11 protein-coding genes are annotated in these 11,839 nt (G+C 69.0%); 6 read left to right on the top strand and 5 right to left on the bottom strand.

Annotation, left to right across the window (positions count from 1 at the left end; all coding sequences use genetic code 11):
* The first annotated feature begins 134 nt into the window (after positions 1–134).
* From AB0B64_RS24490 to AB0B64_RS24475, 4 genes are all read left to right on the top strand, one after another.
* Positions 135–1,565 (top strand): hypothetical protein, encoded by a 1,431-nt coding sequence (locus AB0B64_RS24490; protein ID WP_358179811.1) that lies wholly within the window; start codon positions 135–137, stop codon positions 1,563–1,565.
* 170 nt (positions 1,566–1,735) lie between these two features.
* The gene (locus tag AB0B64_RS24485) at positions 1,736–3,367 is read left to right on the top strand and encodes an LCP family protein (protein ID WP_357948984.1); all 1,632 of its coding nucleotides are present in this window, start codon (positions 1,736–1,738) and stop codon (positions 3,365–3,367) included.
* Between the two features lie 175 nt (positions 3,368–3,542).
* The gene (locus AB0B64_RS24480) at positions 3,543–4,748 is read left to right on the top strand and encodes an acyltransferase family protein (RefSeq protein WP_357948981.1); all 1,206 of its coding nucleotides are present in this window, start codon (positions 3,543–3,545) and stop codon (positions 4,746–4,748) included.
* Between the two features lie 57 nt (positions 4,749–4,805).
* On the top strand, positions 4,806–5,771 hold the full coding sequence (locus AB0B64_RS24475; RefSeq protein WP_358179808.1) for a glycosyltransferase: 966 nt from the start codon (positions 4,806–4,808) through the stop codon (positions 5,769–5,771).
* 101 nt (positions 5,772–5,872) lie between these two features.
* Here AB0B64_RS24475 and AB0B64_RS24470 read toward each other — a convergent pair whose 3' ends face one another.
* Complete coding sequence (locus tag AB0B64_RS24470) at positions 5,873–6,748, bottom strand: helix-turn-helix transcriptional regulator (RefSeq protein WP_358179805.1); 876 nt, start codon at positions 6,746–6,748, stop codon at positions 5,873–5,875.
* A gap of 293 nt (positions 6,749–7,041) precedes the next feature.
* Here AB0B64_RS24470 and AB0B64_RS24465 point away from each other — a divergent pair, with 293 nt between their 5' ends.
* Positions 7,042–8,061 carry a zinc-dependent alcohol dehydrogenase family protein gene (locus AB0B64_RS24465; RefSeq protein WP_358179802.1) on the top strand — a complete coding sequence of 340 codons (1,020 nt, stop codon included), beginning with the start codon at positions 7,042–7,044 and terminating at the stop codon, positions 8,059–8,061.
* A 28-nt stretch (positions 8,062–8,089) separates the two neighbouring features.
* On the opposite strand, the gene AB0B64_RS24460 is transcribed toward AB0B64_RS24465, so the two are convergent.
* The 3 genes from AB0B64_RS24460 to AB0B64_RS24450 all read right to left on the bottom strand — a co-directional run bounded on the left by AB0B64_RS24460 (position 8,090) and on the right by AB0B64_RS24450 (position 10,201).
* On the bottom strand, positions 8,090–8,716 hold the full coding sequence (locus tag AB0B64_RS24460; RefSeq protein WP_358179799.1) for a TetR/AcrR family transcriptional regulator: 627 nt from the start codon (positions 8,714–8,716) through the stop codon (positions 8,090–8,092).
* Between the two features lie 98 nt (positions 8,717–8,814).
* The gene (locus tag AB0B64_RS24455; protein ID WP_357948966.1) at positions 8,815–9,762 is read right to left on the bottom strand and encodes a hypothetical protein; all 948 of its coding nucleotides are present in this window, start codon (positions 9,760–9,762) and stop codon (positions 8,815–8,817) included.
* Positions 9,755–10,201 (bottom strand): RNA polymerase sigma factor, encoded by a 447-nt coding sequence (locus tag AB0B64_RS24450; RefSeq protein ID WP_357949494.1) that lies wholly within the window; start codon positions 10,199–10,201, stop codon positions 9,755–9,757. Before AB0B64_RS24450 ends, AB0B64_RS24455 begins: the two co-directional genes overlap by 8 nt.
* 104 nt (positions 10,202–10,305) lie before the next feature.
* On the opposite strand from AB0B64_RS24450, the gene AB0B64_RS24445 reads away from it, so the two are divergent.
* A complete protein-coding gene (locus AB0B64_RS24445; RefSeq protein WP_357948963.1) occupies positions 10,306–11,019 on the top strand; it encodes an acetoacetate decarboxylase family protein in 714 nt (237 codons plus the stop codon).
* Here AB0B64_RS24445 and AB0B64_RS24440 read toward each other — a convergent pair.
* On the bottom strand, positions 11,016–11,807 hold the full coding sequence (locus AB0B64_RS24440; RefSeq protein ID WP_357948960.1) for an ATP-binding cassette domain-containing protein: 792 nt from the start codon (positions 11,805–11,807) through the stop codon (positions 11,016–11,018). The genes AB0B64_RS24445 and AB0B64_RS24440 overlap by 4 nt on opposite strands.
* Positions 11,808–11,839 lie beyond the last annotated feature (32 nt).

The raw sequence follows: 11,839 nt of genomic DNA, 5'->3' as shown, positions 1-11,839 counted from the left end.
GCGCGGGCCCCGCGACGCAGCCACGGGCCTTCGGCGCGTCAGGTGTGTCTGGTGAGCGCGGTGGGACTCCGCGGCACGTCCGGTGTGGGCGCCGGTTACGCGAGATCGCCAGAAACGCGGGTAGCGTACGCGACGTGCCGGTGAAGCGGGAGCGGGAGAACGTACAGGTGGAGGAGGCGACGCCCGTCGGCGCCCCCGCCCGGACGGCCTCGCTGGTGCGGCGGCACGGCTGGTTCCTGGCGATCCTGACCCTGGGCACCGCGCTTCGGGTGATCACGATGCTGGGCTACCGCCCGGCCCTGTGGTTCCCCGACTCCTACACCTACATCGTCACCGTCTTCCATCCGCGCCCCGACCTGGTGCGTCCGGCCGGTTACTCGGCCTTCATGAAGGCGCTCGAACCGTTCCACTCGTTCGGCGCGGTCACCGCCGCGCAGCACCTGCTCGGCCTGGCGACCGGCGTGCTGGTCTACTGGTGCGCGCGCCGGGCGCCCAGGTGGGCGGCGACGCTGGCCACGGTGCCGGTGCTGCTGGACGCCTACCAGATCGAGCTGGAGCACCTGCTCGTCTCCGACACGCTCTTCATGTTCCTGATCGTCGCCGCGGTCGCGCTCACCCTGGCCGACCGGTCCGTGGTGGTCGCCGTCGGGCTGCTGCTGGCCGCCGCCACGCTCACCAGGACCGTCGGCCAGCCGCTGATCGTCGTCGTGGCGGCCTGGTTCCTGCTGCGCAGGCGGGTGGGGCCGGCCGGGGTGGTGGTCGTGGCCGCGCTGGCGCCGATCCTCGCGTACGGGGGCTGGTTCTACGCCACCTACCACCGCGTCGGCATCGTCGGGGCGAACGGCGCGTTCCTGTACGCCCGGACGATGTCGTTCGCCGACTGCGCGAAGATGGACCCTCCACCGGATCTCAAGGTGCTCTGCGATCCCCGGCCGCCCGATCAGCGGCCGCCCTCGCAGGAGTACATCTGGGCCAAGGACTCCCCGCTCGTCGCGCTGCCCGACATCACCTTCACCCAGCAGACCGACGAGCTGGCGGCCAGGTTCGCCTCGCTGGCCATCCGCAAGCAGCCGCTCGACTACGCCGCCTCCGTGCTGTCGGAGCTGGGCCGTTCGTTCGTCTGGGGCCGCCCGGTCTACCCCGACCACGAGATCTACGACTACTACGAGTTCCCCGCCACCTCGCCGCCGCCGCCCGGCCGGTGGGCCGCGCAGCTGGGCGTCGACCTGGGCAAGCGCTACGAGCAGGGGCCGATCGGCACCGAGGTCGTCGAGCCGTACGCGGGCTGGATGCGCGCCTACCAGGACGTGGCCCGGCTGCCGGGGACCGTGTTGCTGGCCGTCCTGCTCGTCCCGCCCGCCCTGGCGATCAGGCGGCGACGCTCCAGGTCCGTGAGAGGGATTTATCAGCCGCCCGCGTGGCTGCTGCCCTGGTCGACGTCGGTACTTCTGCTGGTGATGCCCGCCGCGGTGGCCGAGTTCGACTACCGGTACGTCCTGCCGGCCGTACCCCTGGCCTGCCTGGCGGCGGCCCTGACCACCCGCCTCGACCTGGGCAAATCCTAAGAGTTTGCCCAGGATATTCCACGATATGTCCAGCTCTGAGTATGCTTTTGCCCGGTAACATCACGCCTGAGTCACGGTCGATTCTCTTGGTCATGGCTGCGGGCACGCCGTCCGTGACCTAGTCTCGTGGCGCAGAACGACCGAGCCGACCGGACTGGGCGAGGGGGCGCATGAGTGACCATTGGAGCGTGTCCGTGGAGGACCGCAGGGTCGCCTCTACACAGCCCGGCAGCCGGATGTCGCGCCGGGCGGCGGCGTCGAACCCTCCTCCGCCGCCACCCGAGGATTTGCCGCCCCGCGGCCACCGCGGCGGCGGTAACGGCGGCGGCAACAAGATGCGCGTGCTGGCCTGGATCAGCATCGCGACCACTTCGCTCATGGTCGCCGGCGCGCTGACCGGATACACGCTCTACCGCGACGCCTTCAGCAACATCAACCAGAAGGGCTTCAAGGAAGACATCCTCACCCCCCGGCCTCCGGACACCGGCGCGCTCAACGTGCTGCTGGTCGGCTCCGACACCCGTGCGGGCAAGGGCAACGCGAAATACGGCCAGAAGCTCGCCAGGACGGCCGACGCCGGCGGCAAGCGCACGGACACGATCATCCTGATGCACATCTCGCCCAACCGGGACCAGGCGCGGCTCATCAGCTTCCCGCGTGACTCGATGGTGCAGATCCCCAGGTGCAAGAACGACACCACGAAGCAGGAGATGCCGTCCCGCCGCGACATGATCAACTCGGCGTACAGCTCGGGCGGGGTCGCCTGCACGATGTCCACGCTGGAGACCCTCACCGGCATCCGCATCGACCACTACGTCGAGGTCGATTTCAGCGGCTTCAAGGCCATCGTCGACGCCCTCGACGGCATCGAGATCTGCCTCCAGAACGGCGTCGACGACAAGAACTCCCACCTGAAGCTGCCCCCGGGCAAGAGCCTGCTGAACGGCGAGCAGGCGCTGGGCTACGTCCGGCTGCGCCACTACGGTGACGGCAGCGACATCCAGCGGATCAAGCGTCAGCAGATCTTCCTGAGCAAGGTCGTGCAGAAGGCCACCAGCAGCCAGCTCCTCACCGACATCGGCAAGCTCACGAGCTTCATCAAGGCCACGGCCAAGTCGGTGACGATGGACCCGGAGCTGGCCAACGACACCGCTCAGCTCATCGACATCGCCAAGAGCGCGCAGAAGATGACGGCGGGCGGGGTCAAGTTCACCACGATCCCATGGCAGCCGGACCCCGAGGACAAGAACCGGGTGGTCTGGAAGCAGCCCGACGCCAACGACCTGTTCAACGCGATCAAGAGCGACGTCGAGCTGCCCGAGGCCGCGGCGACGACCAGCACCACCAAGCCCAAGATCAACGTCAAGCCGGAGCAGGTCCAGGTCCAGGTGCTCAACGGCACGACGACGCAGGGCAAGGCCCGCGAGGTCGCCGACCTGCTGAGCAAGGAGGGCTTCAAGGTCACGGGTGTGGGCAACTACCTGGCCGCCGACGGCAAGAGTCAGGCCAACACCCAGGTCCGCTACGCCAAGAAGGCGGCCGACGGCACCGCGTACAGCGACGTGCTGATCAAGGCGATGCAGCCCAAGCCGGCCCCGACGGCGGGCAAGCTCAAGCCGACCACCACCGACGTCTACACCCCTCCGGTGCCCGTGCCCTCGTCGACCCCGGCCACGGCGAACCCGCCCGTGATCCAGCTGATCATCGGCGAGGACTTCAAGTCGGTCAAGGTCACCAAACTCCCCGACAGCGTCACCAACAGCACGATCTCCGCGGACAAGCAGAAGAACGTCTGTACCTGACCTCCAAGTTCCCTGTGTAACCGGGTGTTCTCGCACCGCTAGTGAGACAGGAGCCTCGCGGCCGGGATAATGTGTTGCGGTCGGCGACGCGGGTTCGCCCCACGCGATCAAGGACGCGTGCCGCGTGCTGCCTGTCGCGTTCCCCCGACCCCGAGTGAAGCTGAGCGACTCCGTAGTGTCTGACACGAAGCACTCCCCACCGACCACGACTCCCCAGGGCCCCGGTGACGCCGATGAGGCCACCGGTCCCGCGAGCACAGGAGCTCAGTGGCCGCTGCCGGAGGAGGCTTTCTGGAGTGAGAAGACGGATCCGCACGGCACCACCCCGCCCGAGGCGGGGCAAAAGGAGCCCGAGCCGGAGCCGTCACCCGAGCCCGAGGCACCCAGACGGAAGCGCGACCCTTATCTGGACAACGTCAAGTTCGTCCTGATCGCGTTCGTGATCGTCGGCCACTCGCTGGTGCCGACGCTCAACACCGACTCCGCCAGGTCGCTCTACATCTTCATCTACACCTTCCACATGCCGCTGTTCGTGCTCATCAGTGGCTACCTGTCCAGAAATTTCTGGAACTCCAACGCGAAGACCAACAAACTGGTCGACACGTTCGTCGTGCCGTACGTGATCGTGGAGGTCGGCTACGCGCTGGTCCGGCTTGGTCTGGGGCAGAAGTGGAGCCTCACGATCATCGACCCCGCGTGGATCAACTGGTATCTGCTGGCGCTGCTGTTCTGGCGACTGTCCACACCCGTGTGGAAGCGGATGAAGCACCCGATCCCGGTGGCGATCGCGATCTACCTGTTCGCCGGGTTCTCGCAGATCTCCGGTGACTTCAGCATGGACCGGTTCTTCGGCCTGATGCCGTTCTTCGTCATCGGGCTCGTGATGCAGCCCGAGCACTTCGAATTGCTCGACCGCCGGTGGATCAAGATCGTCTCGGTGTTCGTGGTGCTCGGCGCCGCCGCGGTGTCGATCTTCATCGCGCCCAAGGCGCCGCTCAAGCCCTTCTACTACAAGCACAGCTTCCAGGACATGGACCTGTCCTGGTGGATGGGCCTCGGCGTACGCGCCGGGCTGCTGATCTGCGGACTGGCCATGAGCTATGCCGTCCTGTCGCTGGTGCCCAGGCGTGAGACGTGGTTCACCGATCTCGGCACCCGCACCCTCTACTGCTACCTGCTCCACGGCATCCCCGTCCTCATCGCCAAGGACCAGGGATGGCTGGAGCTGCCCTGGCTGCACGGCCCGCTCGGGGTGCTGGCGATCAGTGCGAGCTGTTTCGCCCTGGCCATCGTGCTGTGCCTCCCCGAGACGCGCACCGTGTTCAAGTGGGTTCTCGAACCCCGCCTAACCTGGCTATACCGCCGCCCTTCAGGAAGTTAAGCGGCAATTCCCCCTGCATTTACGCCGTTGACCGGGTGACCGCGCAGCATCGTCCGCATGCGGGTTTGCGTCGCCACCACCGTCCACCATCCCGAGGACGCCCGGATCATGCACAGGCAGATCCGGGCGCTGCTCGACGCGGGCCACGAGGTGACCTACGTCGCGCCCTTCACCTATTACAACGTGACGCCCGCGATGGGCGTCACCGCGATCGACGTGCCGCGCAATGCCGGCTACGGCCGGGCGCGGGCAGCGCTCCGGCGCGGCCTCAAGCGCGCCGACCTGCTGATGGTGCACGACCACCGGCTGCTGCACGCCCTGCCCTTCCACCACCCGCCCATTGTCTGGGATGTACGGGAGCAGGTCACCGCCAGGCAGATGGCCCGGGCCGAGAGGCGTCACCACGTGATCACCTCCGCCGTGGTGCCGGAAGCCACCCTGGTGTCGGCGGAGCCTCCACCTCCCGGTGACACCAGGGTGGTGCACATCGGGCGCCTGTCCGCCGAGCGCGGCGTCTCCGAGCTCATCGGGCTGGCCGAGCGACTCGTCCCGCACGGCATCCGGATGGACCTGATCGGCGCCAGTGACCGTGAGATCCGGCCGCTGCTGCGGGACGCGCAGCGGGTCGGGCTGCTCGACTGGTTCGGGTACGTCCCGAACCGCCATGCCCTGCGCATGGCCGAGGGCGCCCTGGCCGGCCTGGCCCTGTCGGAGGAAACCGGTCCGAGGACGCCGACCAAGATCCTCGACTACATGGGCCGGGGGCTCCCGGTGATCACCACGCCGCATGGCTCGATGGCCGAGCGCGTCGGGTGCGGGCTCGTGGTGCCGCTCGACGTGGACGCGCTCGTACACGCCGTACTCGATCTCAAGGAGGACCCCGCGCGGCGGGCGGCGCTGGGGGCGCGCGGCCACGCGGAGGCCCGCCTACGGCACCACTGGCCCGATCACGCGGCGGAGTTCGTGACCAGGATGGAGAGGTGGGCCGGGGTCAGCGTGCCCGCCCACTCCCTGGCCGTCTAGGAGGCAGGCCGGGATGACAGTTCCCGGCTGGTCGGGCCCCGGCCCGTGAGCTCTTCAACCGCCGCGTCACGCCAGGCTTGGGGGCAAACCGGGGGTGACGGTCAGACCGGTGGCGCCGCGACGCCGGGCACGAACATGTGGGTTGCGGCCCAGCTGGCCAGCAGGCGGAGCTTGTCCTCGGAGTCGCTGCCGGGTTCGGTGCCGTAGGCCACCAGGGTGAGGTCGTCGGCGGCCAGCGCGAGAGATTCGTAGGTGAGATGGAGGTCGCCCACGACGGGGTGGTGGAAGGGTTTGGCGCCCTTGTGGTGCTGGCGGACGTCGTGGTGGGCCCAGCGGGCGCGGAAGTCGTCGCTGCGGGTGGACAGCTCGCCGATGAGATCGGTGAGGGTCTTGTCGTAGGGGTCGCGGCCGGCCTGGGTGTGCAGGAGGGCGACGGTGTCGTTGGCGGCGCGTTCCCAGTCACCCCAGAACTGGTGGGATCGGGCGTCGAGGAAGATGAACCGGGCGTGGTTGGGGGTGGCGCCGCGGGCGGCTTCGATCATGGGGGCGTACAGGGCGCGGCCGAGCAGGTTGGTGGCCAGGACGTCGCCACGGCCGTTCATGACGAAGGCCGGTGCCTCGGTCATGGCGTCCAGCAGCCGCTGCACATTGGGCCGCACGGTGTGCGGGGCGGGGCGGCGCCGGCGGCGCGGGCCGGGTCCGGCGGTGCGGGCCAGGTCCTCCAGGTGGGTGCGTTCTTCGTCGTTGAATCGCAGGGCGCGGGCCAGGGCGTCCAGGACACTGCCGGAGACCCCGGACAGATCGCCGCGTTCCAGGCGGGAGTAGTACTCCACGCTCACCCCGGCCAGCTGGGCGACCTCGGCGCGGCGCAGGCCGGGCACCCGCCGCCTGCCGGAGGACGGCAGCCCTGCCTGCTGCGGGCTGATCCTGGCCCGGCGGGAGGTCAGGAACTCACGGATCTCGCTGCGGTTGTCCACTTTTCCAGGTTAGGCGGCCTTCCCCCAGGGAGGGGTGCCCTGTCATTACACCTTTAGCCAGTGCCTTCCACCCCGCCTGACCAGCGCTTTTGATGGGTAGTGGCTGATGCCTGAAACGGAGGGCCCTGCCAGGCTCGCGACGGCTTCGAGCCGCGCCCGCGCGCAGGGGGCCGGCCGTTTCGAGCCGCCCCCACCTGCGGGGGGGGCGGCCGTTTCGGAACCGCCCGCCCCTGGGGCGGGTTGGCCGTGCGGACAGAGCATCTGCGAAAAGAGAATCTGAAGGAGTGAAGGTTATGCGTGGTGTGGTGATGCACGCTCCCGGCGACGTTCGAGTGCAGGACCTGGACGACCCGCGGATCATCGAACCGACCGACGCGATCATCCGCGTCACGGCGACCTGCGTGTGCGGGTCGGACCTGTGGCCCTATCGCGGCGTCGAGGAGGTCCACGAGCAGCCCATGGGCCACGAGTACGTCGGCGTGGTCGAACAGGTCGGCAGCGAGGTCAAGACCGTCAAGCCCGGCCAGTTCGTCGTGGGCACGTTCGTCGCCGCCGACGGCACCTGCGAGATCTGCCGCTCGGGCTACCCCTCTTCCTGCGTCCACCGGGTGTTCGTCGGCCAGGTCGGCACTCAGTCCGAGCGCGCCAGGATCCCCTGGGCCGACGGCACCCTGGTGGCCACTCCCGGCGCCCCCGGACCCGACCTGATCCCCAGCCTGCTGGCCGCCTCCGACGTCCTGGGCACCGGCTGGTTCGGGGCGGTGGGAGCCGAGGCCGGCCCCGGCAAGACGGTCGCGGTCGTCGGCGACGGCGCGGTCGGCCTGCTGGCCGTGCTGGCGGCCAAGCAGCTGGGCGCCGAGCGGATCATCGCCATGAGCCGCCACGAGGCGCGCCAGAAGCTGGCCATCGAGTTCGGCGCCACTGACCTCGTCACCGAGCGCGGTGACGAGGGCGTGGCGAAGATCAAGGAACTGACCGGCGGGCTGGGCGCGCACTCGGTCGTCGAGGCGGTCGGCACCCAGGAATCGATGCGGCAGGCCATCGGCTCCGCCCGCCCGGGTGGTCACGTCTGCTTCGTGGGCGTCAACCACGACGTCAACCTCAGCGGTGAGGACCTCTTCTTCGCCCAAGTGCACCTGCTCGGCGGGCCGGCCCCGGTGCACCGGTTCCTGCCCGAGCTGATCCAGCTGATCTGGGACCGGAAGATCGACCCCGGCAAGGTCTTCGACCTCCAGCTGCCCTTGGAAGAGGCCGCCGACGCCTACAAGGCGATGGACGAGCGACGCGCCATCAAGGTGCTCCTGACCGTCTGACCCCGGCCGAGACCGGTCTGCTGTCTGATCACTCTGCGGTGGAACCACTCGGCGCGTCGACTGCTGATGGCGCGTTGCCGCGCAGGATGAACGCGATCGTGTCGCCCAGGCTCCGCTCGATCTGCTCGGCCGGAATCGCGCCGCTCACCGCCACCGTGCCGAAGCCCTGCAGCGTGGCGGTGACCGGCAGGCTGACGCGATCCACCGGCCCCGCGCGGACCTCGCCCCGGCGCTGTCCGTGCTCGATCAACTCCATGGTCAGGGTCTCCAGGCGCTGCTTGGCCGCGATCAGCTGCTCGGAGGCGGCGGTGTCGTGCTTGACGGAGTACATCAGGTCGAGGAGGGCCGCGTTGGCGGTGGCGAAGCCCACGTAGGCGCCCGCGATGGCGGCCAGCCGGTCGGCGAAGGAGTCGTCGGCCCGTTCCAGTGCCCCGCTCATCGCGGTCGCCAGCCGCTCGTGCCCCTCCAGCGCCAGCGCGTCCAGCAGGGCCTGCTTGCTGGTGAAATGGCGGCTCGGCGCGGCCGGACTGACCCCGGCCTCACGGGCCAGCTCGCGTAGTGACAGCGCCCCCGGCCCCTTCGCAGCCAGCGTCTGCTCGGCGCGGGTCAGCAGTGCGGCGCGGAGGTCTCCGTGGTGGTAAGGCCGGGTCTTCATGCTCTTCAGCCTAGCCCTGAGTGAGCGGCGTTCACATTGTTATCACTGCATACATTGGGGTGTGGCGAAGACATCCGGCTGGAACGCGCTGCCTCCGTCTAGGGCCGTTCGAGGTCGTAGGTGACGTCCGCCAGGCGGATCGTCTGGACCAGCGGGTCCTCGATGATCTTCCGCAGCTCGCCGATCGTGGCCAGCGAGTCCACATAGGCGTAGGCCAGACCGTCGTTCGCGGCTTTGCGGAGGCGGGCCAGGCTCAGGTCGAAGTCGTGCAGGTTGTCGTCGTCGTAGTCCTTGAGGATGCCCACCCAGCGGCGGAAATTCGCGAGGTCCATCTTGATCGCCTCGTCGGGCAGGATCTGGTGATCCTTCTTGGTCGTCAGTTCGGGCATCGGGGCTCTGTCCCACGTCGTCATCCCGCCCCACGTGATGGGAATCGAACTGGGGCGCCGCTCATACACCACCTTGTCGACGGAGCCCCGGTATCTGGCGGTGAAGGCGCTGAGTTCATCGGCGGTAAGTGGCTTGGCGAATTCGATCACGGCCAGCGCATTGAGCCGCTCGGGCAGCCTGGCGAGGACCTTGCGGCTGTCGTCCTTGCGCTGGCTACCGGTGCTCACGTTGGCCAGGGCTCTGCTGAGGGTGGTGTTGGCGCCGTTGCCGAGCGGCAGCCTGCCCACGTGGCCGAAGAAGTCCTGGGTGATGATGTGCTCCGCGCCTCCGTAGCCGGCGACGAACCCGCCGGTGGCCCGCACCGGGTTGACGGAAACGGTGAACGACATCGACAGCGGCGTGGTGGCGCCCGTTTCCCGGACCTCGATGTCATAGCCGGGGTTGTAGATCTTGAAGGCGGTGCCGAGCACGTCCGTCATGCGCATTTCCCGGTCGCCGCGCCGCTGGATCAGGCTGGAGCCGACCGTCGCCACCAGGACGAGCACGACCAGCGCCGCCAGGACCATCGTGGCCGTACGCGTGAGGCCCCGCCGCACGGCCCGGCGGGTCGCCTTCCGGTCGAAGTCGGGCATGGGCAGCAGATCTTCGTCAGTCATGGGGAACTCCGTAGATATCGGCGAAGGCGGCTCTGGCCCGCCACACGGCGGTCTTGATCGTGGCGTGCTTCTTGCCGGTCATCGCGGCCACCTCGACCAGCGAGAAGCCCTCGAAGTAGACCAGGGCGAGGAGCCTGCGGTGCTGCTCGGGCAGCCTCTCCAGGGCGTCGCGCACGGCCAGCGACTCGGCGTGCAGCGCGGGCACGCCGAGCTCGTCGGGGTCGGGCAGGGCCAGCTCGCGGCGGTGGCGCCGGACATGGTCGACCAGGACGTTGCGGGCGATGGTGAGCAGCCAGGCGGCCGCGTTCTCGCCGCGCCAGCCGAGCAGCGCCCGGGTCGCCTTGACGAATGTCTCCTGGGCCAGGTCTTCCGCGAGGTGGGGGTCACGGGTGCGGCGTAACAGGAACCCGCACACGAGCGCCCAGTGCTCTCGGTACAGCTCCTCGATGATGATGCCCTCCGCGTTCTTGCGATTGTCACAACAGAGCAGACGCGATCGGGGCAGGAATGGTCACACGGCTTTCCGGTTGATGTACTGGACTCATGTCTTCGCATCTGATCCAGGGCCGCACGGTGAGCATGCCCGTCCAGGTGAGAGACGCCACGGTCTGCAGCGTCATGTATCCCGTACGGGCCGACGCCGCCAGGGCGGTGATCGCCTACTCGGGGCTGGACGTGGCCGAGGTGTTCCCGGGCAAGGCCATCTGCGTGCTGGTGTTCGTCGATTACCGGGAGAGCGATCTGGACGCCTACCACGAGGTAGGCGTGGCGTTCCTGGTGCGTCCGCCGGGCGTGGCGCAATCGGTCGGGCTGGGCGATCTGCGGCGGGCCGGGGTGTTCATCCACTGGCTACCGGTCGATCAGGAGTTCACCTTGGACGCGGGCCGCCGCATCTGGGGCTTTCCGAAGGAGCTGGCCGACATCGACCTGCGGCTCGACTCGGCGTACAAACGCTGCGTCCTGCGCAGGGACGGGCGGCTGGTGCTCGACCTGCTGCTCAGACCGGGCCTGCCCGCGCCGGGCGCGGGCGCGCTGGTGCCGCTGGACGCCTTCACGCATCGGGAGGGCGTGACGCGGCGCGTCCCGTGGTCGGTGACGGCCCGGGGCGTCCGCGTACGGCCCGGCGGCGCGCTGATCCGCCTGGGCAACCACCCGATCGCCAAGGAGCTGAGCGAGCTCGGCCTGCCGAAGCGCCCCCTGCTCACCACCACGGTCGCCCACGCCGCCATGACCTTCGGCGACGCGATGGCCATCTAGGCCCGGGCGCTCCACCGTCCGTCGACGCGGCTGATCCGCACCGGGTGGTCGAAGCACTTGCTCACCAGGTCGGTGGTCAGCACCTCGTCCACCGGCCCCGACGCCATGCACTCGCCCTCCCGCAGCAGCAGCGCGTGGGTGGTGCTGGCGGGCAGCTCCTCCAGATGGTGGGTCACCAGTACGGTGGCCAGCGCCGGGTGCTCCCGGCGCAGCACGTCAAGGCTGGCGAGCAGTTGCTCTCGGGCGGCCAGGTCCAGCCCCGTGGCGGGCTCGTCGAGCAGCAGCAGCCGCGGCCTGGGCATGAGAGCGCGCGCGATCAGCGCCCGGCCCCGCTCGCCCTGGGACAGGTACGGCCAGTGTGCCTCGGCCTTGCGCGCCATCCCCATCATCCCGATCAGCCGCAGGGCCTGCTCCTCCTGCTCGGCGGTGGGCTGCCAGCGAGGGACGAGCTCGATGGTGTTGGTGGCCCCGGTCAGCACGAGGTCGCGCACCCTGAGATTGGACTCCAGCGAATGGCGTGGATTGACGTGTCCCAGGAAGGAGCGGAGCTCGCGCATGTCGACCCGGCCGAGCCGATGCCCCAGGACCTCGACAACACCTCGCGTGGGGTGCTTCACCGCCCCCAGGAGGTCGAGCAGCGTGCTCTTCCCGGCCCCATTGGGCCCCAGCAGGGCCCAATGCTCGCCCGGCCCGACCGTCAGAGAGATCGAGCGCAACAGGGAGGTGCCATCACGCACCACATCAACCTCGACGGCACGCAGAACGGGCCCACCGGCAACAGGATCCATCTACGCAGGCTATCAACAGTCATCAGATGTCT

This window comes from Nonomuraea sp. NPDC049129 (genome assembly GCF_040648495.1).
In the GTDB taxonomy this organism is placed as follows: domain Bacteria; phylum Actinomycetota; class Actinomycetes; order Streptosporangiales; family Streptosporangiaceae; genus Nonomuraea.
Note: the sequence above shows the minus strand (reverse complement) of the source record. Positions and strands in the feature narration are given on the sequence as shown.

Coding starts and splice junctions, on each gene's coding strand:
- AB0B64_RS24485 (WP_357948984.1), top strand. CDS start 1,736: ATGAGTGACCATTGGAGCGTGTCCGTGGAGGACCGCAGGGTCGCCTCT.
- AB0B64_RS24475 (WP_358179808.1), top strand. CDS start 4,806: ATGCGGGTTTGCGTCGCCACCACCGTCCACCATCCCGAGGACGCCCGG.
- AB0B64_RS24465 (WP_358179802.1), top strand. CDS start 7,042: ATGCGTGGTGTGGTGATGCACGCTCCCGGCGACGTTCGAGTGCAGGAC.
- AB0B64_RS24460 (WP_358179799.1), bottom strand. CDS start 8,716: ATGAAGACCCGGCCTTACCACCACGGAGACCTCCGCGCCGCACTGCTG.
- AB0B64_RS24455 (WP_357948966.1), bottom strand. CDS start 9,762: ATGACTGACGAAGATCTGCTGCCCATGCCCGACTTCGACCGGAAGGCG.
- AB0B64_RS24445 (WP_357948963.1), top strand. CDS start 10,306: ATGTCTTCGCATCTGATCCAGGGCCGCACGGTGAGCATGCCCGTCCAG.
- AB0B64_RS24440 (WP_357948960.1), bottom strand. CDS start 11,807: ATGGATCCTGTTGCCGGTGGGCCCGTTCTGCGTGCCGTCGAGGTTGAT.